Raw genomic sequence first — 26856 nt, forward strand, 5'->3', positions numbered from 1 at the left:
GTCCTATTCTTCGTCTTTCTTCCAATCCTTATTATTAATGTATGCAACGCCAACCAGAATGGCTCCTATGAGAAGACCGAAAGCATACTCTTTAAAAGGGTTTCCAAGTAGTGCGCTTATTATACTGAAGAGAATACTAAGCACTCCAATGATCATTACAATTCGATGTGTTTTCTGAATATTGCTCATTAAGATTCCTCTTTCTAATAAAGATAAGCTATTCTTTGCCTTCCAGGTAAGTTACCAGACTTTCTTCAATAAAAATTTGACCATGCTCGTGAGCAAAATTCGAAACAAATGGATACCAACTGGTAGATTTTTTTCTTCTACATTTGTAGAATAAATATTTAATTCTATATTTGTAGAGAACATTCTTAATTTGTAGAAATGAAATTAGCAAAAACTGAGGAGCAATTGATGCAGTATTTATGGAAAATGGAGAAGGCATTTATGAAGGACTTGCTAAGTGCTTATCCAGATCCTAAACCAGCAACTACTACCATAGCCACTTTACTTAAGCGAATGAGTGATAAAGGATTTGTGGGTTATAAAATTTTTGGCAATTCAAGGGAGTACTTTCCACTCATAAAGAAGAAGGATTATTTCGCGAATCATTTCAAGAGTCTCATCAAGGATTTTTTTAATGACAGTCCTTCACAGTTCGCTTCATTTTTTACCTCTAGCACTGACTTAAATAGAGAAGAGTTAGAAGCACTAAAAAAAGAAATTGATAAAAAGCTGAACAGCAAGTAGTATGCAGACTTACCTATTAAATTTTAGTCTATGCCTGGTCATTTTATTGGCTTTTTACAGAGTATTTCTGGAAAATGAAACAATTCATCAATTCAAGCGATGGTTTTTAATTCTAAGCGTCTGCTTGTCATTAACCATTCCATTAATAACATTTAAGACTTATGTCGAAGCAAGCTCCTTTGTGGTTTCGGATTCATTCCAATCTAAAATACTATCGAGTAATGAGGTAGTAGCTTCTCATACCAATTTCAATTATTGGAAATTCATAACATGGTCTCTTTACTGGTTTGGGGTTTTAGTATTCGGTATAAGATTCATTAAGAATTTAATTTCGATGCTGCAGACCATTAGGAAAAATGCCGTAGAGAAGAGATATGGTTTGAGTATTGTACTTCTGAGGTCGAATGTGGTGCCATATACCTTTTTCAGATACCTTTTTTGTAATCAAGAGAAGTATAAGAAAGGAAAGATTCCGAGTGAGGTATTGATTCATGAGGAAGCACATGCTAAACAGTGGCATACGGTAGACCTGATTTGTCTAGAAATTATCCAGATCATGCTGTGGTTTAATCCATTGGTTTGGATCGCCAAGTCGATGATTAGATTGAATCATGAATTTTTGGCTGACCAAGCAGTTCTCTCTAAAGGTGTTTTTCAAGAGAACTACCAAAAAACCCTACTAGTCTTCTCAACGGCCGATCCGCACTTGAGTTTGACTCATTCTTTCAATCATACTTTCATTCAAAAAAGATTTAAAATCATGAAAAAACAATCAAACAAGGTAACCTTGGTTTTGAAAAGGTTATTGGTATTACCATTGGTTCTAGCTGTACTTTTCAGTTTTAGTAATCGATCCATTGAAATCATTAACAGTGACGTTTCTATTGAAGCTTTTGAACCGGAAGAGTATCAAAATCCAGAGGTAGCATACAATGAATTAGCGAAACACTATAATGAATATCCACCCACAGATTTTATCGTAAAAGCAAAAGATATGTGGAGAATGCGCGAGCTCTACGAATCTATTCCAGAGGAAAAGCGGGCATCATTGGAGCCGTATCCTAAATCCACAACTAGCATGACCATTTTTATAGATAACGATGGGAGTTATTACATGGATGATGAATTGGTGACCCTTGAATCTATCAACCAGATATTTAAACAATTGTCTGCTAAAGAAAGGTCTAATGCTTATGTATTTGATGATAAGGCAGATATTTCAAAATACGTTGTGAAAAGAGGAGCACTTAATAAAAGTGACTTCCCTCCAAATGATATTTACATTCATCTCTTCTCGAAAGAGAATACGGAACCTCTTCCAGAGTATTTTCAATCATCGAATCAGGAAATTAAGATGGTGAAATATGCATCAGAGAATAACAAACTTGAAAAGTATGTCTCTGATATACACGCGATGTTTAAGGACAATAATCTTTTAATGGATTATTGATAAGACCTAAAGGGCTTCAAGCTATTTGAGGCCCTCAATTATGTTTTCAGTTGCTTCTACCAGCGTCGTTTCACGTCTCATATATGCCTTTAGGTGCTTGTCAAGTAGGGGATAGTATCTTTTATAGAGCCCATTTCTTACCATATAGGTTTCATCATAGACGATTCCTGATTTTTCAAGAAGCTGTTTTGTGAGTTGGCCGGTAAAGTAGAATAGATAGGAGTGACCTAATTGTCTCGGCATTTTTATGTCCATTGTTTCAACCACATCATTGATAGTACCACCTACAAAGTAATTGCTAGATAGTATCAGATGATGAGCTGATTCATGATATAACAGTTCAAGCCAATTTCCTTTAACGTCATTCTCTCCGATAGCATTCATTACCACATAGGTAGGGAACAGGGAAGTATATGGTCGATTCCGTAAATTCCATTTGGTCACTTTTGCAACATATGTAATGTCTACGGGCAACTTTTCCTCTTGCCAAAATTGCCTTGTCAGCTTAGTGATATCTTGAACAAACGTTTCTTCTGTCTCAATAATCAGTGGTAGGTATTCGTTCAAAACACTCTTGCAAGCCTTTTCATGGATGGGCCAAAACACTTTTTCGTACACACTGCTTACTTCTTGAAGTGCCTTCATGTGCTCGCGAAATTGATCTGGGATCTCATTTAAAACTTTATTTTGATTGGTGATCCAGAATTTAAATGCAGTCATGTAATCACTTGTTCTGAGGTCTTCTTCTATGAGATTCTCAGAATAGTAGGAAATGGCTTTGTCCAGTTTTACCTTTTCTGATTTACTTAGTTTTTGATCAATTATTGTACTGTCTTCATTGACTTGCATAAAAGACTCAAGCCATAAGTAGTGATGAAGATTAAACCAATAATTAACATTAAAAGAATAATACTTGGTGGTGTCTCTTTTGATTTGAGCGTGTATGCAAATACTTAAGAATATGCTCAATAGACTGCAGAGAAGTGTTTTTTTATTCATGAGATCGAATGTTGCCGGTAAAAGTAGTTTTTAAAAACGATTGATTACGACCACACCGTGATTCTGGAATTCATCCATCGCTGGAAGCTCATCAGCTGCTTGTTCTAACGAAATGGTACGTTCAATCAGGTTCTGCGGAGTTAGTTTACCTGCTTGAATCATATTCAACATTTCAGTGTATCTAAATGCTTGCATGCCATGGCTACCAATGATTTCCAATTCATCAGAAAGAACCCGATCCATTGGGACTTTTGGGTGTTGATGTTCATCCGTCATAAGTCCAACTTGAATGTGTTTGCCTCTTTTTCTTAAGTTAGATATTGAGTTGAAGCATGTGGTTTGACTTCCTAAGGCATCCACCGAGACATGTGCCCCGCCATTTGTCAGATCTCTTATTTCATCAACCAGGTGATCCGATTTAGAGGCATTGAATGTATAAGATGCTCCCATAGCTTGTGACAGGTCGAGGGTTTCATCGTTAATGTCGATAGCAATTACTTGTGCTCCCAGAGAGTTGGCAATCATTATCGCTGACAAACCTACACCTCCACACCCATGAATGGCCACCCACTGTCCGGAGGATACTTTGCCTTGATCTACAATTGCTCTAAACGAAGTGATAAATCGGCACCCTAGAATGGCAGCAGTGTTGTCATCGATTTCATCAGGAAGCTTGACTACATTGATATCTGCATAATCCAGAACTACATATTCTGCAAAAGATCCCCAATGAGTGAATCCGGGCTGTCTTTGATTGTCACAAACTTGATGATTTCCAGAATGGCACTCGCTACATTTTCCACAACCGCTTACGAATGGTACGGTAACGCGATCACCGATTTTGAAATTTTTGACTTCTTTGCCAATTGCTTCTATGGTACCTGCTAGTTCATGACCCGGAACGTGTGGTAAATCAATATCAGGATCATGTCCGACCCATCCATGCCAATCGCTTCGGCATAGTCCTGTGGCACTAACTTTTACTACTACACTGTGAGGAGACGGAGTAGGGTCTGGAACATTTTGGACCTGGAGAGGCCCCATAAACTTTTCATAGACGAGGGCTTTCATATTATGCAGATATAGGCTCAATTTAGATTAATTGTAAGTGAACGTATCAATTCACTAACCTATACCTGCATATTAGATATAAATTGTGTTAAAACTTACCTCCATTTACATCATTTACTGGAACCTCCTCAACATTGTCCCAATGTTCAACCACTTTGCCATTTTCTAATCGAAAGATATCGACTTGTGCGTAGTCTTTATCTTCATTACTGTCTTTCCAATTTGCTTTACAAAGTGTAGCTACAAAGTTCCCCTGTCCCACAAGCAGAACAATTTCGTCATAATTTAGTGGTCTATTTGGATTGGTAGCTAATTTTTGAAAATGAGATAGCCCATCAGCGACATCTTTATTATGCTGAATGTATTTTTCTTTGGAAATGTAGTTTGAAAGGTTTTCTGCATTCCCTCCCCTCATCAAACAATCTTCGATCAACTTGCGAACGATTTCTTTGTTTGATTCTGTTTTGTCTAGGTCCGTTATATCTGTACTTCCATCAATAGAAGTATGTCCTGACGGAGTGCTGTTAGCAAATGGTGCAATCACATCCCAGTGTTCAATTATTTTATCATCTGCATTGGTATCAAAAAAATCTGTAGTTACCCATTCCGCCTCTCCATCATTAATATTTTGATATACATGTAAGAAAACGTATTGCCCATCTTCAATACACCTTTTTATCTGAATGTCTCTTGATGGGTTTCTCTCAATGAACGGCTCGAAAAATTCTACAAATCCTTCTACTCCATCTCTTACACCTGTACTATGTTGTGTATACCTTTCACCAGTGTATTTGGTCACAGCAACTCGTGGATTTCCATCACGGATGCCTTCTAAATATAGATTTTTAGCATTTTCTGATTTTCTTCCCATTGTATTAAAATTTGCCGTTCGTGTTTTTCCATTGATCACTTGGTAAAATAGTCTCAACTACATCCCAATGTTCTACAATCTTACCTGCTTCAACTCTAAAAAGGTCGTAGTAGGAGGTATGCTCGTTTGCAAAGGTTCCTTCGCTAACAGTTAACACAAAGTTGCCTTCTCCAAGTACCATGTGATTCTTCGTATATATCATTTGAATATTGTTTTTAGCCATCTCTTCTATTGCAGAACTAAGTCCACTTAGACCATCAGCAATAAATGGATTGTGCTGTAGGTAATTTTCTCCTTCTATGTAGTCGCCCAACTGGTCGTATTGTCCTTGTACCAAGATTGAGCTAACGAAGTTTTTTACTAGTGCCTTGTTAACAGCTGTTTTGTCTAAATCTGATGAATTAGTTGGTCCATCAGTTTGTGATCTTCCACTTGGGTTTGCAGGCGCAACAGGGATAAGGTTATCCCAATGCTCTACAATTAGGCCATTCTCAAATCTGAAGATGTCAAAACCTATTTTAGGTCCAAAGAAATCGTAAATTGTGTGTGTAAATACAAAGTCACCATCTTGAAATGCACGAACAACCTTCGCTTTGAATCCACCTTCAGGAGCATTTTGCATAACCACTCCAAATCCCTCTAGCCCATCTCCAACTGCCAGATTGTGTTGGATGTACTTGTTGGAATTTATATAGCTAATTGGTGTTTGATCTCCAGATTCAAGGCTTTCTAAAAGAGCTACTGCTTTTTGCTTATTTGATAGCTCTACCGTTTTCTTCTCTTCAGTTTTGGTACCCTTTTGTTCTTCTTGAGAACTACAGCTAATACAAGAAGCCATTGCTATTGCGGCTATAATTAAATTAAACTTTCTCATCATCGTTTTTTTAAGCAAAGCAACGAATGGACAGCTTTGGAATAAAGGTTTAAAGTGGTGTAAAGACTGTAGAAATCGGAAAATATGGAATTGATCATGCTAAGCATGATCCGTTCGAAATGATTCTGGGGTTTGATTGGTAAAACGCTTGAAATACTTAAATAGGTTGGTGGGTTCATCAAATCCAGCTGAATATGCAATTTCTTTCACAGATAAGTTTGTATTGATGAGTAAACGCTTGATTTGTAGGATAAGAATGTCATCAATAAACTTTTTTGCTGATTTGCTTACTATCTTATGCGTGATGTTATTAAGTGTTCTCGCAGTAACGTTTAGTTTTTCAGAGTAAAAACTAACTGAGCGATTTGCTAAACAGTTTTGCTCTACTAGATATTGTAAGGTCATAAATAAGGAAGTGTACTTATCTTCCATTTTTTGATCTGCGCTTGGCGTTCTGCTTCTATAAATTTTACTAATGAGTACTTGTAAGTAATTTCTAATGATTCCAGAAGTATGATCATCAGGAGTACGATTAAACTCTTGATTTATTTGATTTATTAGTTGCCATGTTTCTTTTAACTCTCCCTCGGTCATTTTGGAATGTTGAGGGAACAGCAATTCATTAAATAGTGTAGGTATTTTCTGCGCACTCTTTTGCTCCAGATAGCTGAGCATGTATTCTTCCGTAAAGAGTAGCATAAAACCTTTTGCTTCACTTTGATGAAAGTGATGAATTTGATCTTTTCTTATTGTAAGGATTGATCCAGATTCGTACAGGTATTCATTGAAGTCAATCGTGTGCTTGCCAACTCCCTCAGATACTAAAATGAGCACATAGAAATTTACCCGATGAGTATTCATGTGATTATGATCTAGATCTTTTTTATTGAGAATTTGCTCGAGAGGATAAATATCAAAATCGATATCTGGTCGCTTATTGCGATCAAACTGTATGTCTCTTGGTCGATTCAGCATAGTTAGTTGAAGTAAACTTATCTCAGTTGCTTGAATATTTATCTAAAATGAATAAATCATATCATTTTATTGACTAGCAACTCGGACATTAATTTCCACGATTCGGAATATGAAATTCCACCATTGGGAAAAAGTCCTATATCAAATTCTCATTCTAGCTGTTTAACCCTCAAAATCAAAACATTGAACAAAATGAGAAAATTATTTGCTTTGCTTTTTATGCCAGCTTCACTAATTCTGGCTTCTTGCAATGATGACGATGGAGGCGGGACTCCACCGGTTGAAGACCCAAATTTGGTTGAAGCAGCTACCGATGCAGGTTTGACAATATTACTGGATGCCATAACCGCGGTAGATGGTCTTTCGGATGATTTAGCCAGCGCCAATGCCATAACAGTATTCGCTCCAAACGATGCAGCATTTGCTGCTGCACTTGATGCATATGGTGTTACTACCTTAGATCAGTTGGTGGCTGAGTTGGGAGGTATAGATAACCTGGAGACAGTTCTTGGGTTTCATGTTGTAGGTGCAGTTGCTTTTGCTTCTGACTTAGCCGAAGGCGATCAAACTTTAACAACATTGGCTGGACTTGATCTCACTGTCAATAAATCAGGTAATAATGTTACCGTTACAGATGCAAACGGAGCGATAAGTTCTGTTGTAACTGCTGATGTTTCTATCGAAAATGGAGTAGTACATGTAATAGATGGAGTTCTGCTGCCAACTTTGGAACTACCTTCAGTGGTTGATGCTTCAACAGGTGCAGGGTTAACTACGCTTCTTGATGCAGTAACAGCTGCCGAGTTAGGAACCACATTAACTTCCGCTGAATCAATCACAGTTTTTGCACCAACAAATGATGCTTTTGGTGGGCTTTTGGAACGTTATGATGCTGCTGATCTTGATGAATTAGTAAACATAATTGGGTTGGAGGCTGTCTCTGAAGTATTAAAATTTCACATAGTACCAGCAGTAGCATTCTCTCACGATCTTGAAGAAGGAAATCAAACTTTTACCACACTTCAGGGACAAGATCTTACTGTTACTGTTGACGCAGGGAATGTAACTGTAACTGACTATTTAGGCTTCTCTTACTCAGTTTCTGTAGCTGACGTTGCTATTGCAAATGGAGTAGTTCATGTAATTGACGGTGTCGTGCTTCCAGACTTGAGCAATGATCCAAATGTGGTAGAAGCAGCTACTGATGCCGGACTATCTACTTTGATAGATGCTGTAGTTGCTGCGAATCTAGCGGATGCATTAATCCAAGCAACGGCAATTACAGTTTTTGCTCCAACAAACGATGCTTTTGGCGATTTACTTGATGCCCAAGAAGTTGATGATCTTGAGGGATTAATTTCAAAATTAGGAGCTGCTGATGTTGCCAAAGTCCTACAATTTCATGTAGTACCTGCGGTTGCTTTTTCGGAAGATCTAGTTGATGGCGATCAGATGTTTGAGACATTAGCAGGTGAAATGCTTTTGGTAAATAAAACTGATGGAAATGTGACCATTACTGATGCAGCTCAAAATACGTACAGTGTGACTACAGCTAATGTAACAATTGAAAATGGAGTAGTACATGTCATTAATGGAGTCTTACTTCCAACTTTATAAGATCTAGATTGTTAGGTTAATTATGGTTGATAGGGAGCACTCGATTACCGGGTGGCTCCCATTAACTTTTAATAATGTTTAAGCACAAGAATAAATATTGGTACGTACTCGGAATAGTTATTTATTCCTTTCTCAACATAATGGTATTGAATGGTGATAGGTTATATGCTGCCAGATTACCATTTCATTATTTACTATTAGTTATTGGCTTCTTGTGTAGCATGCTATGGTTAGCTAATTATTTAATTGAACAATATCTAATAGTTAGAATACAAGTTGTTCATCAACTTATTTCTCAGTTTATTCTTAGTGTATTTTTAGTCATTTTGATTGCCTCAGTCTCTGTATTAGTAACCTCAAAACTCCTTGGTCAACCTTTCAATTTTATTCAACAAAATATCTTACTAACTGCGGGATTTTTATTTAGAGTCAACTTATTTTTAAATACGGTCAACGCCGTATACTATTTCAATATCCGCTATCGTGAAAAGGAACTTGAGGCTGAGAAATTAAAAACTTCTACGATTTCGGCTCGATTTGAAGCATTGAATAATCAGGTTAACCCTCATTTTCTTTTTAATAGCTTAAATACACTCTCAACACTTATTCATTCTGATGTAGATAAAGCGGATTCTTTCTTACAGAAATTGTCAGAGATCTATAGGTATATGCTAAGAACTAGGTCAGAAGAGCTGGTTCTGCTTGAAGAGGAACTACAGTTTTTAAAACAATACATAGAATTATTGTCTATTCGTTTCGGTAGCTCATTAAATATATATGCGGAGATTTCTGAAGAACATCAATGTAAGTTGGTTCCGCCTACAGTACTACAATTGCTACTAGAAAATGTAGTAAAGCATAACTACTTCACTGAAGCATCCCCAGTAGACGTGTCAATTATTTCGAACGGTGAAGGAATAATTATCAAAAACACCTTGCAAAAGAAAAGGACCAAAGAATCTTCATTTGGTATTGGACTTCAAAACATAACGGAGCGATATGGGTTTTTTGATAGGCAGGTAAAGGTTGAAGAGGATGATGAAATCTTTAAAGTATGTATTCCAGTAATTCCAAATAATTATGAAACTATTGATTCTTGAAGATGAACCTTTGGCCATTAAAGGCGTGATCAAAATCGTTGAAGGTAATTTCAATAATATCGAATCAATAGATCAAGCGCAAAGTATTGAACAAGCGAAGAAATTAATTGATCAAGGCATAACTCATGATTTGATTATCAGTGATATTAGGCTAGCGGATGGACTAAGTTTTGAGCTATTTCGGGAAGTTGATTTAAACATGCCCATCATATTTACTACAGCATATGATGAATATGCACTTGATGCGTTTGATCATAATGGTATTGCATATGTTTTGAAGCCAATTAATGAAACAAAACTTGTGCAAGCGATAAATAAAGCTCTGAACTGGGGTCAAGAAGGTAGAGAAGAAGGCTCGGTAAGTCCGGCTATTATTCGTTCGCTTGAATCAGCTATTAATAGGACTTCTTTCAAAAAGCGATTTCTGAGTAAAGTTGGTAGTAGGGTGGTAATAAAGGCTACTAACGAAATATCTCTCTTCTATACTGAGAATAAGATTGTGTACATGAAAGATATGAATGGCAAACGTTTTATGATTAGCCATAGCCTTGATGAACTTGAAAAGTCGCTGTTGGATCCATTTCAATTTTATAGAATCAATAGATCAGCAATTGTAAATCTGGATGGCTTAATGGAAATGAAAAGCTATGAAAATGGACGTTTAAAACTTGAAATAATGTCCAATACTGATGATAATCTAATCGTATCACGAGATCGTGTACCCAGCTTTCGCGAATGGATAAACCAATAAATTTTAAAGATTCATGAATAAAGTAATTGCTTTAGCAATACTATTCCTTTCTTTCTTTTCCAATTCCATATTGGGACAAGAACCGCCACCACAAAGTTTAGATTCTCTTAAGATGGAGATTTTAAACCTTCAGACCGATGTTCAAAGTATCCAATTGAATATGTCTAAATCAAAAAAAACTTTAAAGCGAGGGATTTTTATTGCAACGATAGGATACACCATCACAATTATTGGTGGTCAACTACTTGGAGTGCGACCTCAGATCGGAGAAGCGCTGCTATATGCTGGTGGTGCTGTTGGAATCGGTGGAACAGCAATACTTGTGAATGGGTTTAATAAAATGGATCAATTTGATCAAAGCAATTTGAACCGAAAAACTATGAGCAAAAAGAAATAATTTGAATGAGTAGTGTATATGATTCAGCTACATTTGATTTTAAATAGAATTTTTTGTCAAAGGGATCTACAAAATAGACTTTGGTACAACACTTCTCAACCAGAGTTGAAATCTTTTGGATCTGCTAGCATATGAATCAGGATTGAAGTCTTTTGTGGTTCGCCAGGCGTTTTCAGATTTTAATTCCTCAATCATGATAATCGAAAGATTAGTTGCGATCGTTGAATCCTGAATAACAGCAATGCATTCGGTATTCAGGTTAGCACTTCTTGGATCTAAGTTGAATGTTCCAATTACTGCAATCTCATTATCAATTGACATGGATTTAGCATGTAATCCAAAGGTTGGAGTGTAATTTATCTTGCGCTGCAATGCGCCAGTCATCACTTCATATCGAATAGCAGCATCCGGTTTGAATTCATAAATTTCAACTCCAATGTCGAGCAGCTTTTCTCTCTCTCTGCGATATCCGCTAAATGCTTCCAAGTTGTCCGTAGATAATAGACTATTGGTTAGAATTTTTATTTCAACTCCACGATTTATTGCTTGTTCAAATAGGTTGTGACTCACCTCTGTTGTCACCAAATAGGGAGATTGAATGTAGATGTTATTTTGGGCTTCGTTGATAAGTTTAATTAATGCATCTGTGCTGGCACCACCACCTGCTAAACCATCTGAACCATCATTTTTGCCTGGCATATCTGAGATGAATGATACGCTATCAACCCAAGCGACCATTCCACTTTCTTCTAGCTGCTTATATAATTGTGGTACTTGTTCAATGTTGCTTCTGACTTCCGGCCAGAAATTATTTGGATTACAAGCATATTGATGCAGGTACTCGTACTTAACATCGGTGTTTTTCTCTTCTTCACTCAGCGAGATAAGATTTGATACAGGGACACTGAGTTCACTATTCCAAAAGGTACTAAATGATGTTTTTACACCTTCTACAGATTCTCCAATAAGTAGAACGTCACGATCTCTGAAGTTGTATTCATGATCATAATCAAAATACTCGTCAGCAATGTTACGACCACCTGTAATCACTACTTTATTGTCTACACTGAAAGTCTTGTTATGCATGCGTTGATTGACACCTCTAAAGTCTGTTGCTAAGTTTTTCACTTTTGATGTGAGGTTCTTACCAATGTTGGCTGTTGGGTTGTAGATCCTGATTTCAAGATTGGGATGATCATCCAAGGCAAGTAAGTCATCAGCATCAGCATCCACCATGATATCGTCAACTAGCAATCGTACTTTTACTCCACGATCTGCTGCTCTGAGTAGATAGTCTATGGCGATTAATCCAATATTGTCACTTGAAAAAATGAAGTATTGAATATCTATACTTTCTTGTGCGGCCTCGCTTAACCAGGCACGAAAAATCATAGAAATATCTCCTTCTTCTAGAACTAAAACTCCGGATTTGGTGGAGTCCACACTGGAGATGTCTTGTAAGTCGGTTAGCTCTTTGGAGGATGATTCAGAAATAGACGCGCAAAAATTCTCAGTTATTGGTTCGTAGTATCGCTTCTCCTCTGAGCAGGCGAAACTTACAATCAATAGGAATATATAGAAGTTATGCAGCTTCATTGACATTCGTCTTCGCTGAAAGTTAAATTATTTGGGCACAATCTAATGATGGTGCCCAAAATTGAAATTGGTATTCTTCTTATTCTTTTGCTACTGCTTGATCGTCCCGAATGTTTTTCTGAACAGCAATTGCTCCATAAAGCGACAATAAAAATGCAAAAGCATAGAAGCCTTTTTCGCTAGGAAGTAGCTCAGCATTCCATAAACCTATCACTAAAAGTAAGATGGAAAGCAGTGTAGAAAACCAACTGATTCCATAGTAGATATCTGTTACTGGAATTCCTTCAAGCCGATCACGAACGGCCTTTTGTAAAGAAACCACCGAATAAAGTCCATACATTAAAATGGTGAAGTAGTAACCTTTCTCGTTGAGTTCCATCTCTGCTCTGAAGAGCCCGATTAGGTATCCTACAATTCCTGTTCCCATGGCCACCCATGAAGCGGCCACAAAAGCATTTGACGTTTTCTGATTCATAACAATTCAATTTTTTAAAATGATAAAATCGATTTAAAACTCAAAAACCAACCATCTCCTAAACAGGGATTCGGAGAAGTTCCGACCGTGAACGGAAAGAGTGAAAGTAAGGTTCGGAAAACGTCTAATGGAGCCTAAAATAGCCGATAATTGTCATTTGTAATCTGCATACAAATGAGACTTTAGATTTCTACAGCTTTGAAGTAAATGAGTGAAAAAGAAATGGTATTGACCAGACCATGAGTTAGGATAGCTATCGTAAGTCTTTTCCCGCTTACGTAGTAGATGGTTGCAAGTAATGCTCCTATAATTCCAGTTTGTAATTGTCCTGCAATTCCTTGATATCCGTGCATAAAACCAAATAGGGTAGAGGTTATTACAATAGCGTATACAACACCAGTTTCATTAGGGATATAGGTGGTTATTCTATTCAATAGAAAACCTCGAAATATGATTTCTTCACTTATTCCACCTACAATCCAGCCGATCGCCAAATAATTCAAGAATAAGTCTAGATTACCTTGAAGGGGCTTAAAAAGACTTGCATCAATGGAGTTATCGGTGAGATACTCAACAAGAGGGGTGATGATAAAGAAGGTAAGAGCAACGATAACGCACGCTAACAGCAACGATTGAAGTAGCGCTAGCATCCAGCTTCCAGGCTTGTTAAAGCCTATGGATTTAAACCTATCCTTATTAGTAATGGCGTATATGATTGAAATTAGTGCTGCGAGTATCACCTTTACAAAGGGCGTTGATAGAAAAAGCATGACACTCAAAATCCCAGCAGTAAATAATAGATCGATAATTGGTTGTCTTTTCATGATAAGGAATAGAAATACCTACACTGCCTGAAACAGTGTAGGTAGAATAAGAAATCATTGTCTTTTATCAATTGCAGGATCTATCACTGCGTTTGCAGGAGGACTCATTCTGGATTCATCGAAAGCAACGTCTAACTCGAAGTTGTAAATCGCATGATCTCCATATTGTGCCGTCATAGCGGCATCATGGCTTGTAAACAGTACTGCAAACTTCAATCCATTCACCTCTGCGAAGTAGTTGTTTTTCCGCAGTACAGGCCCGAATGAATCTTGACCTTTTGGAGCTCCAACTGCATCTAGGATTGGACCATAAGTAAGTGAATATTCATAACCCATTAATAAGTACGTCTCAGAATCAATGTACAGGATGTAGCTATCTCTTTCTGTTTTCCCTACGGTTGGAGCTTTTTTATAACTCATCTCGACTTTATAAACTTTATTGTCGAATGCTTTATGTTCTACGAGTTCCGATTTGCCCAGAATTACATGATCATCTTGTGTGAGAAATGGCATGTTGAGATAATAAAAGAAGACTGACTGCTGATGCGCAGGAGGGTTTGCTACACGCCAATCAACTGACCACACTTTTTCTCCATCGAAGGATAGTTTTGACCCCACCAAAGGCCAATCTTGATACAATCGACGAGATTTCATATCCACTACTTGGTCATGAATCCAAAAACGTAAGACCCCAAGTTGCTGGCTGTGCATGACATTGGAAAAGGACATGGTTTTAATAGATTTCCATTTGTCATACCCTCCATGAGCATCGAGCATTTTTTCAATAATAGATTTCGTTTCTTTCGAAGCATATGTAGGGCCTTTCGCTGCTGAAATGCTCACTAAGCAAAATCCTACAAGCGTTAATAATAGATTTTTCATTGACTTAAAATTTTGTGACAGTTTGTGATGCTTATGCTCAAGCCTCTTCAAGCATGTCGATTTTTTGATTTAGTTGCTTGTGTTACGGACTCAATGGTCCGGTTGGATGATAAAATGCAGCGAACAACAAATAATGCAGCGGATGACAATAAATCGAACCTATGAATCACATATGCGCGTATATTCGTAGCGCATGAGTTTGATCCCAAAACGTATAACATTGGCACTTTCTTGGCCTTATCAGCTGATGGGAATCTTGATAATTTCTCTAATAGTATGGGGCCAGTCTGGTTTTGAATTAGATCAGATCCGCTTGCTTTTTATTGCCATCAATTACCTGTGTTGGTTTACACTACTTCCATGGATCAATGGGGCTACCAGAGCTATGAAATCAACTAGCATGTTTCAAAGCGCATGGCAATTTCTGCTGATTCTTCTGATACATTGGTTTGTGTCGAACGCCTTGTTCTACCCATTGAGGTTCGTTTTTTTAGACTATTCCTTGTTGCCAACACTAAATGAAATCTCTGAGTATTTTGTGCCATCCTTAGTTAGCAGAGCAATTGATTTGGCTTTGTTTGTAGGGTTATTGGCTTGGATTTATCAAAATTATCAATTGCAAGAACGTAAACTTGAAGTTTTTGAAAAATCATCTGAATTGCAGCGCAGTAAGCTACAATCATTGAAAAATCAGTTGAATCCTCACTTTCTATTCAATTCAATGCATAACATAGCCTCGCTCATTGGTCAGGATGATGAAATGGCTCATGATTTGACAATTAAGCTGAGTCATCTCCTAAGAAAGATTATGGAGATCAATGAATTGGAAGAGCATTCATTAAAAGATGAATGGGACTTTGTTCAAGACTATTTGGCAATCGAAACCGAACGTTTTCAAGATAGACTTGAGATAAAAACTGTATATGATGATAAGCTGAATAGCCAGATAATTCCAACACTTATTTTACAGCCGCTAGTTGAAAATGCATTTAAACATGGTATTTCTAATGCTGTCGGACAAACTACATTGGAGATATCTATTGAACCAAAAGGTGATGCAGTTACTATGGAAGTTAAAAATCAGGTTTTTCCTTCATCCAACTCCTATTCTAACGGTATTGGATTAAAAAATTTAGAAGAGCGATTAGAGAGTTACTATGATGGAGCAGCAAGGCTGTCTACTCAGTTTTCATCAGACACTTTCGTTGCAAACATTCAACTACCCATTCTCCAATGATCTATAGTGTACTAATAGCGGATGATGAGTTAAATGCCAGAAATTACCTGAAAAGGTTGATAGAGAGCAATGATAAATTTCAATTTTTAGATGCGTTAGCCAACGGACTGGAAGTTTTGAAATATTGCAAGACAAGAATGCCAGATGTGCTGTTTTTGGATATTGAAATGCCGGGACTGAATGGAATAGAAACTGCACGCAAGATCATGAATCTTGATCCAAAATGCCTAATAATTTTCACCACAGCATTTAATCAATATGCGATTTCCGCCTTTGAAGTTGAAGCAATAGGTTATTTGTTGAAGCCGTTTTCAAGCAAAGATTTCAATAAAATAGCTGAGAAGTCGATTCAACTATTGGAAACTCGTGATAAGGCAACCTTTAATGATCAAATTGAACGTCTGTGGGAGAAGATGAGAGAGCCAAATCCTAGTTATCTAGAAGTCTTTGAAATCAAGAATAGGGGGTTGGTTTCGAAAGTTCATGTAGATGAAATTCACTTTCTGCAATCAGATTCAGAATACATTCAGCTTCATACTCAATCTCAATTTCATCTCATTCGAACCTCTTTGGAAATGCTGATGAAGCAGCTTCCGCCTTACTTTAAGAGGATTCATCGTTCGGCAGCAATTAACATGCATCAAATAGATAAATGGGAATATCTAAACAATAGTACGTACCAATTCAACATGAAAAATGGTAAACCGGTGATTAGTAGCAGGTCATACCAAAAAGAGATAACAGATTGGTTGAGTTAGGCAGTCACTATTTAACCAGACCCATTGCTTCCTCTAAGTTTATAAGTTTAATGTCATCTCTTTTTCTCAATTCTCTTAAAAACCAACCTTTGTGTCCAGCTCCGTAAGTAATTACTATTCGTTTGCTTTGATTGGCATACTCATCCAAAGCTTTTTCAATGTAGCTATAGTGGGCTTTATTAATGTTATCCCATCCGCCAAGGCCTAATTCCTCATTGAATAGGTCATTATAGACACTTAGTGCAACTTCAGCGGCATTATCATATGCATCAGAATTAATCCAATAGGGATCGAATTGTCTTCCTGAAGCTTCTTTGATAGAGTCCGAAAGATACTTTGCATATCCATAAGTCTGCCAGTCATTGTATCGATCTGGATTGTCACGTATTGCCCGCATCTTCGCAAGGCGATCATCAGCCATCTCTTCTGTCCATGCGGCAGTAGGGATTATCTTAAAGTCCATTGTTTTTGTCAGTGGAATGATAACATCTACATACTCCGGAAACCTTGCTACTCGAGATTCATTGACGACTCCCGTTTCTTCGTATGTCTGCATTGCTTTTGGGAATCGATCAGGCGGTATTTCGGCAAGAATAAGATCGGGATCAATGGTGGTAATCATCTCTCTTAATATATCCGTAGAAAACTCTTGTTGAGTAAGATGACCGCCATGGATCAGTCCTAGCACCAAAACTTCATTTCTGTTATCCATTTCGCAAGAAAGAAATGGTACAATGAGCAATAAGAATATCAGTCTTTTCATAGTTGAAGCTAAAAGAAGACAATTTAGACTTATTACTCATCATTTTAGTTGTGAAAGGAGTGTGTTGAAGACACTTCCTACAAAAACTTAATGCTTGGAATATATCGCAACGGCTTATTCTTTTGAATCAGTGAAGTGTTGATCAAAATCATAAGAAAATTATACGCATATGCAGCTATTAAGTAAAACAATCCAGCACCAATTAGTAGTGCCAGTGAAGGCTCAGGGTTGCCAAAAATCATCGATACTGATGTGAATATTAGGCCGAAGAACAGTAAGAAATTCCAAGTGATTTGAAAGTTTATTAGGGCACTTCCCGCCTCATCAAGCTTAGCCATTCGTCCCTTTTTGGAATGCCAGATGATGTAGGGGATGAGCACTCCAAATAATGGGAAGACTAGAAACATTAATGCGGAGAGGTTCATCCTCTTTATAAAAGATATATTTTCCTCAACCTCCCAATCCATAAGTTCCTCTGGTACCGTGTCTAATGCATTTGCAATTTTCTGCAACGAATCACCCATAGGTTCTGTCTCTCCGTTTTCGATACGCTGAATAGTTCTCAAACTAAGTCCAGATTTTTCTGCCAATTCTTCTTGAGAGAACCCTTTTCTTGTGCGTAATTCTTTGATTTTAATTGTTGATCTCATTTCCTTTTTATTTTGAGTTTCGAATACAGAGCAAATGTATTTTGACCCGATTTTGTCTACTACGACAAGTTTGAGACATCCTTACGTCATCCTTGTCACATCCTTCCCAAATAGAGATTATTAGCTGATTTCATTCAAAATTTAAAGACTTAAATGTAGTGCAACTAACTTAAAATTAGTATTTGTTTTGTTTTTAGGAATGAAACCTTTTTGATTTAATTTGGTTTTAGGAAATATATCAAGTTATATTTGATTTGGTTTTAGGAAAATAATATAACAATGAAGATTGGAGCTTTTGAAGAATTGGTATTACTGGCTGTTGGCTCTCTGGGAGAAGAGGCCTATGGTGTGGCAGTGAAAGAAATGCTGGAATCGAAAACTGGAAAAAACCCAAGTATTGGCGCACTGCATTCAGCACTCTACCGACTGGAAGATAAGGGATGCTTGGTATCTCATGAGGGAGGAGCTACATCAGAGCGAGGAGGTAGGAGGAAGAAGTATTATCAGATTACATCTGCTGGTAAGGAAGCAATAATGGAAGCCAATAAGATTCGAATGGAATTTTCCAAAAACATCGAAGGACTAAACCTAGGTTTGGATGAAGCCTAATAAAGAAATACATCCACCAAAATGGGCTGATCTTCTCCTGAAGTGGTTTTGCTCTGAGCGAGTGATCGAAACCTTACAGGGGGATCTCTATGAGCTTTATGAAAAAAGAAGAAGGAAATCCTCAAAGCTTAAAGCGGACTATGGCTTTGTTGGAGATGTGTTTAGCTCATTGCGTCCATTTGCAATGAGAAAATTATGGTCAAAACACACAAATAATAATGCGATGTTAAGAAACAATCTAAAAGTTGCTTGGAGAGGGCTAATCAAGCACAAGATGTACTCGATCATTAAGGTGAGTGGTCTTTCAATAGGGATTACCGCGTGCCTTTTGATCTCTCTATTTGTTATAGATGAACTAGGACATGATACAAGCTATGCAGATTCTGAGCGAATTTATCGTCTGATCAATGTTGAATCCAACCCTCAAGATCCAGGAAATTGGACAGCCCATCAAGCATTGACTGCCGGTCTAATGAAAGAACAGTTTCCTGAGATTGAAATGTCAGGAAGATTGATCCCTTACAAATGGTATGTTGCCGGAGACAATCAGGTGAGAAGATCAGATAGAACCCAGAATACATATGAAGAGGGCTTTGCTTACATGGATCAAGAGCTGCTGGAGATTCTAACTCCTAAAATGGTCTATGGAACATTGGAGGAAGCACTGATTAAACCTAATTCAGTTGTATTGACTCGAGAGAAATCCGAAAAGTATTTTCCGGGTGAGAATCCAATAGGTAAGACGTTGATTCTGGATGAAGATGTGGAAAATCCATGGGTTGTGGGTGCAGTGATTGAGAATAACGATAAAAACAATCACCTTCAGTTCGACTTTCTTTTGACACTGACGGATGAAGAGTTTTGGAGAGGCGAGCAAACAAGTTGGTGCTGTAGCAACTACAATACTTACATCAAACTTCGTGAAGGAGTTAATCCATTAGTTATGGAGCAAAAGATGGCTGCTTTAATGAGAGAACTCTATATCCCATATTTGAAGGAAAGGGGTAATCAGTATTGGGAAGATGTAGAAAAATATCGGGAGTATAACTTGCAGCCTGTTAATGATATCCACCTATACTCCAGAGGTATCAGTGATATTTTAAAGCATGGCGATATAAAAATTGTATGGTTGTTTTCGGCAATAGCAGTATTTGTTTTACTTCTTGCCTGCATCAACTTCGTGAATTTAAGTACTGCCAAATCTGCTAATCGAGCAAAAGAAGTAGGGCTTAGAAAAGTTGTTGGTTCTCTAAGAAGCAACTTAGTAAGTCAATTTTTAACTGAGTCTATTCTAGTGACCTTTATTTCAACAATTATTGGAGTGGTCCTGGCAGGTTTGTTGATTCCGTCATTTAATGCTATCTCAGGCAAGTCTTTGGAAATGCCATTGACAGAGTGGTGGTTGATCCCGTCCATGATCATTTTGGCTTTGGTTGTCGGTACTTTGGCCGGTATTTATCCAGCATTCTATTTATCCGCATTTAAGCCTATTGAAGCAATAAGTGGTAAACTGAGTAGAGGGTCAAAGACCTCAACCCTTAGAGGAGTAATGGTTGTTTTTCAGTTTTCATGCTCTGTTATTCTTATAGTTGGTTCTCTGATCGTATACAAGCAAATGCAATACATGCTCAAAAAGGATTTGGGCTATGATAAAGATCATGTGCTTATGATTCAGGGTGTTAACTCTATAGGTGATAAGCTGGATTTGTTACAAAATGAATTACTTAAAATCCCTGAGGTAAAAAGTGTTACTGCCAGCAATTATTTGCCTGTTTCTGGGACAAAACGAGATCAGAATGAATTCTGGATTGAAGGTAGAAGTAAGATTGACAAAGGGATAGGTGGACAGATGTGGAATGTAGATGATGACTACATAGAAACTTTAGGAATGAACCTGATGGAGGGGAGAGATTTTGATAAGTTCTCTAATCGTGATTCTACTTCCTTAATTATCAATCAAACGATGGTTAGAGAATTAGGATTGGAAGATCCAGTAGGGGCTAGAATACAAAATTGGAGAGGGTATACTGTAATAGGGGTAGTTCAAGACTTCCACTTTGAAAGCATGCGTGATAGCATTGGTCCTTTAGCCCTTCGGTTAGATCGCTACGGATCGGTGGTGCCTGTTAAAATTCAAACTACCGATATGAAGGCTACTTTGACAGCAATTACAAATACATGGGATGAAATCATGCCTAATCAGCCAATCAGGTATTCATTTCTAGATGAGGTATTTGAAAGCATGTATGACGATGTGCAAAGGACTGGAAATGTATTCGCAGGATTTTCGATACTGGCAATCTTCGTGGCATGTCTTGGCTTATTTGGACTGTCAGCGTTCATGGTGGAGCAAAGGAGCAAGGAGATAAGCATACGAAAAGTATTAGGAGCTTCAATTAAAGTAATATTTAAGCTGCTCACTTTCAATTTCATGAAATTGATCGGTATATCACTTCTCATCGCGATACCAATAAGCTTTTATTTGATGCAGGAATGGCTATCAGATTTCGAATTCAAGGTTAATATTGGATGGATGGTGTTTGTTATCGCCAGCCTATTAATAACCCTGATATCTATTCTTACTATAAGTTATGAATCGTTGAAAGCGGCAATTATTAACCCAGTCACTGGATTAAGATCTGAGTAAAATCAAATATGATTTGATTAAATAAAATCATAACGGTAGCCACTCAAATCCAACTATTTCACCATTTTTGGTTTATGGATAAGTGGCTATCGTTTCCATGGTTTGAGACTTTCTCGATGAGCTTGATTGTATTGGGCGGGCTCTTAGGGCTTATTCTGATGCTAAATAAGTATCAGTCTGGACGATGGCTTGGAATATTGACCGTTACTTATTTGCTGGTATTCGGGAGTGTCGTATTTCAACAGACATATTTAACTCCGGTATTTATTGTATCCACCGCTGTTGCGCTTTTCTTATATACTCATTCGTTCTTTTTCCAAAGAAAGCGCCTCAAATTGTGGCATATGCTTCCAATCTTGGGTATTACTGCAATTTTGTTCGCATTCTTCAATGTCACACTTCTTTGGGCAGCTGCCGGTGCGACCACTGTAGCCTATTTGTTTAACACTTTCAAACTCATGTTAGAAGAGAGTAAGTCCAGAGGATTTTCTTTCTTTATTAGCCCAGGTACACGTATTAGGTGGTTTAGGAATTTTATTGGTTTCAATGTGATCTTTTTAGGTGCTTATTTCTTAGGAGTTGCAGAACAGATTTATTCCATCTTTTACTTGTTTTTTCTCGCACAGATACTCTATCAAATTTTAAATGAGTCTTCCTTTTTTGAGCCAATACCGGTGGCAAATAAGTATAAAAAGTCTACACTCAATCCTTCTATAAAGGCCGCTATTTTAGAAAAGCTAGAGACCATTATGGATGAAGGGAAGTTTTATCAAAGAGATGATGCTTCACTTTCGAAATTAGCTGACGAACTAGGTGCTACCAATCATCATTTATCACAAGTCTTAAACGAGTCTTTACAAATTAGCTTTCAAGACTTATTGGCTCGCTATCGAATTAGGGAGGCTGCTAAAATGTTGCGGGAGGAAAAGTATGAAAAAGTGAAAATCGAAAATGTAGCTACAATGGTAGGCTACAATTCGAAATCAGCTTTTAATACTGCATTTAAGAAGCGTACAGGCCTTACACCATCAGATTATCGGGATGCAAAGTACGTTCGGACTTATGGGGAAGAACGTCTAACCGAACGGAAAGCACCATCGAATGATGGACATAATTTTAGTTTGAATCATGTTTTTAACCTCAAAATAGAACGTGGCATGATTCAGAACTTTTTAAAAATCTTTATTAGAAATGTAAGGAGAAATGGACTATTCTCCTTTCTTAACATCCTTGGTTTAAGCGTTGGCTTTACATGCGGGATATTCATTTACTTATTCATTCAGCATGAGCTTTCTTATGATAAAACACTCTCAGACTCTGATCGTGTTTATCGAATCGCCTGGATGAATGATAACCCTCAGACTCGAACACCTCATCCACTTGCGCAAGCAATGGCCGATGATTTCCCAGAGGTAGAGGAGGCGGTATCGATTTCTCCCTGGTATGGACCTGGATTGAGTAAGGATAAAATTCGAGTTAAAAATATTGAAGCAAACATCTTGTTCGAAGAACCTGATTTTTACTTTGCTGATTCTACGTTTCTTGATATTTTCCAATTGAAAGTACTTGAAGGAGATGAAGATGCACTAAGCAAACCTTGGTCCCTTGTAATCTCCGAACCTTTGGCTAAAAAATACTTTGGAGATTCAAGTGCAATAGGAAAAGAGCTGTCTATGAACGGAATGCTGACAGCCGTTTCAGCTGTTGTTGAGCCAATGCCAGAAAATTCTCACTTTCATTTCAATGCTGTCATCCCTTACGTAACACTAAAGCAAATTAATCCTGAAAGTAACTGGATGACATGGGCAGATTTTGGACATTTCAACTATATCAAGTTAAAGGAAGGGGTAGATCACAAAGCGCTTGAATCTAAGATTCCCGAATGGGTGGTGAATTATCTCAACTGGTCTGATACGGATAAACAAGTACTTCTTTCGCGAGAAGCAAAACTTGAACTACAGCCGATTTCTGATATTCATTTAAATTCTCATTTAAGATGGGAGTTGGAGAATAACGGCAATATTCTTTACATATACATCTTATTTGCTGTTTTTGGGTTCTTAATTCTCATTGCCGCAATCAATTATACCAATCTAACTACAGCTAAATCGGTAGAACGAGCTAAAGAAATAGGTGTTAGAAAAACTTTAGGCGCTGTTTCGAAGGGACTCTCGATTCAATTCTATTTAGAATCGATCATTCTTTCATTGGTGGCTCTTGGTATTTCACTTTTTGCCGTGGCCTTATTGCTTGATGGCTTTAATATACTGAGTGGAAAAAGCTTTGACTATCAAGATATATTCAACATCTCTTTTCTATTGAAATCGGGGCTATTATGTATTGGAGTTGGATTCTTAGCAGGATTTTATCCAGCAATCGCATTATCTGCATTTAAACCTAGCGAAGTGCTTAAAGGCAAGTTGTCTACTAGCTCAAGAGGAGTTCGACTTAGAAGTGCATTGGTGGTACTGCAATTCACCATTTCTGCTTTGCTGATAAGTGGAAGTTTGATCATTTACAATCAAATTCAGTTTATGAAAAATAAAGACCTGGGATTTGATCAGGAGGCTATTATTTCATTAAATGTACCGGTAAGCGTAAAAATAGGTGGTGTTGATGTTGAAGCTCTTAAAACAACAAGAACAGAATTGGAAGCAATCAATGGTGTGAATGCGACTACCTTGACTTCAAGTATTCCAGGCGGGCAATTCAACCAACATGCATACTTTCTGAGAGATGCTCCAGAAAACCGTGTAGATGCTTCCGAGATCATGGTTGACTATGGAGTGGAGGATGTATTCGATTTTGAAATAACTGATGGGAGAGCGTTTGACAGATCATTTGCGAATGATTCATTAGGTGGAGTTATAATAAATGAAACTTTTGCCAAAGATCTAGGGGGCGAAGATCTCATAGGGAGAGTACTTGTTCAGGATGCAAGTGGAAGGGAGTTTGAATCCAGAATAATCGGAGTTGTAAAAGACTTTCATTACCAGTCATTGCATCAAGATATACGACCGTTGCTTTTAGCAGTTATGCCGCAAGCAGCAGGGCATATAATCGTAAAACTAGAAGGGCGGCAGTTCGGAAGAACAATTGAAGAAATAGAAAAGGTTTACAATGAGAACATAGAAACAGAGTTGCCGTTTGAATATCATTTTCTTGATGAAGAACTTGCCTCACTTTACAAACAAGAGGAACGAACTTTATCGATTTTCTCAATATTTTCTATGATTGCACTCATTTTAGCAAGCCTTGGATTACTTGGAATGGCTATTGCCATTTTAAATCAAAGAGTGAAAGAAGTGGGAATGCGAAAGATAATGGGCGCTACATCTGGACAGATCATTAAGTTGATATTGGGCCAATTTGTTAAGCTTGTAGCTATCGCATCATTAATAGGGTTGCCACTTTCTTACGTACTTATGCAAAACTGGATAACTGAATTTTCATATCAGGCGCCTGTTAGTTTTTCACCATTCGCGATATCTATACTGGTCTTAATATTTGTTGCTTTACTGAGTGTTATTTCCTCTGTTACAAAGATTTCATTTTCAAATCCTGTAGATTCATTGAGACATGAATAAGGTAAATTAATCAGTTGGGCAGAGCCACTTTCTTCATTCGAATCTGGCTCTGTTCACCGATTTCTGTCCAGGCAAAGTAGAGCGAACCGTTATGAAGTTCCATTTGAGGAAATCCACTGCCTCTCTCAATCGAGATTTCACTTACAACATAGACAGGTGACATAGTCCCATTAATTGTTACAGATCGATATTTGATTGCTGGTTGATCACCTCCATCAAGCCAGCTTACGATTGCTTTTTCTTCGTTAATCATCACAATGTCTGTTCTGCCAACGGGTGAGGTATTATCCAATTCCATAGCTTCTTGAAATTCAGATCCTGACTTGAATGCAACTTTAATTTTTGGTCGATTTAAGGCTGCTGTATACCAAGCAACGACAACAGTATTTTCATAGCTTGCCATTCTTGGCCCATTCACAGGGCATCCGGTAATGTTCCAGTTATCTTGCGAGATGAGCTTTGGAGTACTCCATTGCTCGTTCGTTTTTGATACAAATGCCATGTCACGTACTTCATCAACAGAACGATCTCGATAAACGAAGATTGGACCATCTTTAGTCATGGCACCACTAGTTTGACAACAATCACAGATGCGATTATCCAATTCGGACTCATTCATGATATTTCCGCGTAGGTCTACTAATGCAGTTCTTAATGACATAGCACCAGAACCTCCATGATGATTGTGATCGTTATTTGCAGTATTTCTACCGTCAAGCCATGCTACGTTAAAAGTTCCGTCATTAACTGGTAGCATAGTAACAAATCCATGCTCAGTTGGAGTTCCATCATCATGTGGAATAATTGAAGTTGACCAGTTGGCTGAATCTTTGGCCTTCATGACAAGATTTATGTCATACGAATATGTGCCTTCTGAACTTTTAGCTAAATAATGAGCCAGCTTGTTTCCCGCACTATCAATTGCAATCATTGGGTAGTCAGCCCAATTTACAAACCAGTCAGTACCTTGAGCTATAAGTTCTGGTTCTGACCAATTAGCTGAATTTAAAATAGCGTATTTAAAAAGAACTTGATTCGAATCAATCTTCTCTACCCAACTAAGATATAGTTGATCATCATTTCCTTTAATAAGATATGGAAGACTTGAATTTGACCCTGATGGGTTAGAAAAGTCATCAACCTTAAGAGGTAGTTCTTCTTTACGCTGTGTGCAAAAATTGAATATTATCAGTAAAAGGAAATATTGCCATTTCATTCAATCGAAATTACAACATCTTCCAGATCAATTAGTGAAAGTTGCGTCAGTTTACCTTCCATGTAGGCTTTGTCTATCTCGGCAAGTGGCACGCTATCCTTGATCGATGGCTTAAGGTTTTTGTAATCTTGTATAGTAATTCCATTCACCTTTCTACTATTATACGCTACTCTAAATCGGATACCTTTGCCGTCTTCTTCGTTATAGCTATAGGCTAAATAGTCCATGCTGTAATCTTCTACATCAAACCAATAATAGAATACATCCTCAAAATCTTCACCTCCACCTTCAGCATTAAAAGTGACTTTGATTTTGTGATAGTTCTGTTCACCTATTTTGACTGTGCCAATAAGCTCTTTGTTAACCGCCAGATCATTTAAAGAAGAGGGGAGAAAAGCGAAGTAGATTACAGAGTTTACAGATGCTGTATATGCATTTCTTTTTGCTTCAGTAATTGTCGCCTCTTCGTTGTTAATATAACGTGTCAAACCTTCGTTTGTCAATACATCTTTGACTTGATTTCCAAGGCTGTCAAGTTGAGTTCTGGCGTAAGAAAATTTGCCGGATTTTGATTGATACTCGTACTGAATGTTTCTAAAAACGAATGTAGCTGAAGCATTATTGAGCAAATCAGTTTGTGATGCTGCAATAGCTTTGTCTACTATTTGTTGTGAGGTAAGTGGATCTGTTCCACAAGACCACAGGAATGCTGTGAGTACAATAAATTTTTTCATTGAACTTGCAAACGTAAGAC

Annotated in this window: 25 protein-coding genes; 11 read left to right on the forward strand and 14 right to left on the reverse strand. The window is 37.6% G+C overall.

Annotated elements, in window-relative coordinates; translation table 11 throughout:
- Positions 1-3: 3 nt before the first annotated feature.
- Positions 4-189, reverse strand: coding sequence for a hypothetical protein (locus ACY650_RS15480; RefSeq protein ID WP_462248681.1), 186 nt, complete (start codon positions 187-189; stop codon positions 4-6).
- Between the two features lie 198 nt (positions 190-387).
- On the opposite strand from ACY650_RS15480, the gene ACY650_RS15485 reads away from it, so the two are divergent.
- Together ACY650_RS15485 and ACY650_RS15490 are read left to right on the forward strand one after the other, a co-directional pair.
- Positions 388-753, forward strand: coding sequence for a BlaI/MecI/CopY family transcriptional regulator (locus tag ACY650_RS15485; RefSeq protein ID WP_462248683.1), 366 nt, complete (start codon positions 388-390; stop codon positions 751-753).
- 1 nt (position 754) lies between these two features.
- On the forward strand, positions 755-2203 hold the full coding sequence (locus ACY650_RS15490) for a M56 family metallopeptidase (protein ID WP_462248685.1): 1449 nt from the start codon (positions 755-757) through the stop codon (positions 2201-2203).
- 21 nt (positions 2204-2224) lie between these two features.
- Here the strand turns inward: ACY650_RS15490 and ACY650_RS15495 are convergent, their stop codons facing one another.
- From ACY650_RS15495 to ACY650_RS15515, 5 genes are all read right to left on the reverse strand, one after another.
- The gene (locus tag ACY650_RS15495; RefSeq protein WP_462248687.1) at positions 2225-3202 is read right to left on the reverse strand and encodes a hypothetical protein; all 978 of its coding nucleotides are present in this window, start codon (positions 3200-3202) and stop codon (positions 2225-2227) included.
- Between the two features lie 30 nt (positions 3203-3232).
- Positions 3233-4273, reverse strand: coding sequence for a zinc-dependent alcohol dehydrogenase family protein (locus tag ACY650_RS15500; protein WP_462248689.1), 1041 nt, complete (start codon positions 4271-4273; stop codon positions 3233-3235).
- Positions 4274-4361: 88 nt separating this feature from the next.
- Positions 4362-5144 carry a nuclear transport factor 2 family protein gene (locus ACY650_RS15505; RefSeq protein WP_462248691.1) on the reverse strand — a complete coding sequence of 261 codons (783 nt, stop codon included), beginning with the start codon at positions 5142-5144 and terminating at the stop codon, positions 4362-4364.
- A gap of 4 nt (positions 5145-5148) precedes the next feature.
- Positions 5149-6018 carry a nuclear transport factor 2 family protein gene (locus ACY650_RS15510; protein ID WP_462248693.1) on the reverse strand — a complete coding sequence of 290 codons (870 nt, stop codon included), beginning with the start codon at positions 6016-6018 and terminating at the stop codon, positions 5149-5151.
- Between the two features lie 99 nt (positions 6019-6117).
- On the reverse strand, positions 6118-6993 hold the full coding sequence (locus tag ACY650_RS15515; RefSeq protein WP_462248695.1) for an AraC family transcriptional regulator: 876 nt from the start codon (positions 6991-6993) through the stop codon (positions 6118-6120).
- A 192-nt stretch (positions 6994-7185) separates the two neighbouring features.
- Between ACY650_RS15515 and ACY650_RS15520 the strand changes: the two genes are divergently transcribed.
- The 4 genes from ACY650_RS15520 (at position 7186) to ACY650_RS15535 (ending at position 10858) form a co-directional block, all read left to right on the forward strand.
- Positions 7186-8610 carry a fasciclin domain-containing protein gene (locus ACY650_RS15520; RefSeq protein WP_462248697.1) on the forward strand — a complete coding sequence of 475 codons (1425 nt, stop codon included), beginning with the start codon at positions 7186-7188 and terminating at the stop codon, positions 8608-8610.
- A 74-nt stretch (positions 8611-8684) separates the two neighbouring features.
- Entirely contained in the window at positions 8685-9710 is a 1026-nt protein-coding gene (locus ACY650_RS15525; RefSeq protein WP_462248699.1) for a sensor histidine kinase, read from the forward strand.
- The gene (locus ACY650_RS15530) at positions 9691-10461 is read left to right on the forward strand and encodes a LytR/AlgR family response regulator transcription factor (protein WP_462248701.1); all 771 of its coding nucleotides are present in this window, start codon (positions 9691-9693) and stop codon (positions 10459-10461) included. The genes ACY650_RS15525 and ACY650_RS15530 overlap by 20 nt, the downstream gene beginning before the upstream one ends.
- Before the next feature lie 13 nt (positions 10462-10474).
- The gene (locus tag ACY650_RS15535) at positions 10475-10858 is read left to right on the forward strand and encodes a hypothetical protein (RefSeq protein WP_462248703.1); all 384 of its coding nucleotides are present in this window, start codon (positions 10475-10477) and stop codon (positions 10856-10858) included.
- A 66-nt stretch (positions 10859-10924) separates the two neighbouring features.
- On the opposite strand, the gene ACY650_RS15540 is transcribed toward ACY650_RS15535, so the two are convergent.
- The 4 genes from ACY650_RS15540 to ACY650_RS15555 all read right to left on the reverse strand — a co-directional run bounded on the left by ACY650_RS15540 (position 10925) and on the right by ACY650_RS15555 (position 14635).
- Positions 10925-12454 (reverse strand): phospholipase D-like domain-containing protein, encoded by a 1530-nt coding sequence (locus ACY650_RS15540; protein ID WP_462248705.1) that lies wholly within the window; start codon positions 12452-12454, stop codon positions 10925-10927.
- Between the two features lie 79 nt (positions 12455-12533).
- Entirely contained in the window at positions 12534-12929 is a 396-nt protein-coding gene (gene yiaA, locus ACY650_RS15545) for an inner membrane protein YiaA (protein ID WP_462248707.1), read from the reverse strand.
- A 182-nt stretch (positions 12930-13111) separates the two neighbouring features.
- On the reverse strand, positions 13112-13753 hold the full coding sequence (locus ACY650_RS15550) for a lysostaphin resistance A-like protein (RefSeq protein WP_462248709.1): 642 nt from the start codon (positions 13751-13753) through the stop codon (positions 13112-13114).
- A 54-nt stretch (positions 13754-13807) separates the two neighbouring features.
- Complete coding sequence (locus ACY650_RS15555) at positions 13808-14635, reverse strand: hypothetical protein (RefSeq protein ID WP_462248711.1); 828 nt, start codon at positions 14633-14635, stop codon at positions 13808-13810.
- A 193-nt stretch (positions 14636-14828) separates the two neighbouring features.
- Here ACY650_RS15555 and ACY650_RS15560 point away from each other — a divergent pair, with 193 nt between their 5' ends.
- Both ACY650_RS15560 and ACY650_RS15565 read left to right on the forward strand, forming a co-directional pair.
- Positions 14829-15872 (forward strand): sensor histidine kinase, encoded by a 1044-nt coding sequence (locus tag ACY650_RS15560; protein ID WP_462248713.1) that lies wholly within the window; start codon positions 14829-14831, stop codon positions 15870-15872.
- On the forward strand, positions 15869-16630 hold the full coding sequence (locus ACY650_RS15565) for a LytR/AlgR family response regulator transcription factor (protein WP_462248715.1): 762 nt from the start codon (positions 15869-15871) through the stop codon (positions 16628-16630). The genes ACY650_RS15560 and ACY650_RS15565 overlap by 4 nt, the downstream gene beginning before the upstream one ends.
- 7 nt (positions 16631-16637) lie before the next feature.
- On the opposite strand, the gene ACY650_RS15570 is transcribed toward ACY650_RS15565, so the two are convergent.
- Together ACY650_RS15570 and ACY650_RS15575 are read right to left on the reverse strand one after the other, a co-directional pair.
- On the reverse strand, positions 16638-17393 hold the full coding sequence (locus ACY650_RS15570) for a hypothetical protein (protein ID WP_462248717.1): 756 nt from the start codon (positions 17391-17393) through the stop codon (positions 16638-16640).
- Between the two features lie 77 nt (positions 17394-17470).
- Positions 17471-18043, reverse strand: a complete 573-nt coding sequence (locus ACY650_RS15575; RefSeq protein WP_462248719.1) for a helix-turn-helix domain-containing protein — start codon at positions 18041-18043, stop codon at positions 17471-17473.
- 279 nt (positions 18044-18322) lie between these two features.
- Between ACY650_RS15575 and ACY650_RS15580 the strand changes: the two genes are divergently transcribed.
- From ACY650_RS15580 to ACY650_RS15590, 3 genes are all read left to right on the forward strand, one after another.
- Positions 18323-18652 carry a PadR family transcriptional regulator gene (locus ACY650_RS15580; RefSeq protein WP_462248721.1) on the forward strand — a complete coding sequence of 110 codons (330 nt, stop codon included), beginning with the start codon at positions 18323-18325 and terminating at the stop codon, positions 18650-18652.
- Positions 18642-21299, forward strand: coding sequence for an FtsX-like permease family protein (locus ACY650_RS15585; protein WP_462248723.1), 2658 nt, complete (start codon positions 18642-18644; stop codon positions 21297-21299). Before ACY650_RS15580 ends, ACY650_RS15585 begins: the two co-directional genes overlap by 11 nt.
- A gap of 74 nt (positions 21300-21373) precedes the next feature.
- Entirely contained in the window at positions 21374-24886 is a 3513-nt protein-coding gene (locus tag ACY650_RS15590) for an ABC transporter permease (RefSeq protein WP_462248725.1), read from the forward strand.
- Between the two features lie 10 nt (positions 24887-24896).
- Here the strand turns inward: ACY650_RS15590 and ACY650_RS15595 are convergent, their stop codons facing one another.
- Together ACY650_RS15595 and ACY650_RS15600 are read right to left on the reverse strand one after the other, a co-directional pair.
- Entirely contained in the window at positions 24897-26102 is a 1206-nt protein-coding gene (locus ACY650_RS15595; RefSeq protein WP_462248727.1) for a hypothetical protein, read from the reverse strand.
- Positions 26099-26836 carry a DUF6503 family protein gene (locus tag ACY650_RS15600; protein WP_462248729.1) on the reverse strand — a complete coding sequence of 246 codons (738 nt, stop codon included), beginning with the start codon at positions 26834-26836 and terminating at the stop codon, positions 26099-26101. Before ACY650_RS15600 ends, ACY650_RS15595 begins: the two co-directional genes overlap by 4 nt.
- Positions 26837-26856 lie beyond the last annotated feature (20 nt).

The sequence above is a fragment of the Ekhidna sp. genome (genome assembly GCF_963691765.1).
Taxonomy (GTDB): Bacteria; Bacteroidota; Bacteroidia; order Cytophagales; family Cyclobacteriaceae; genus Ekhidna.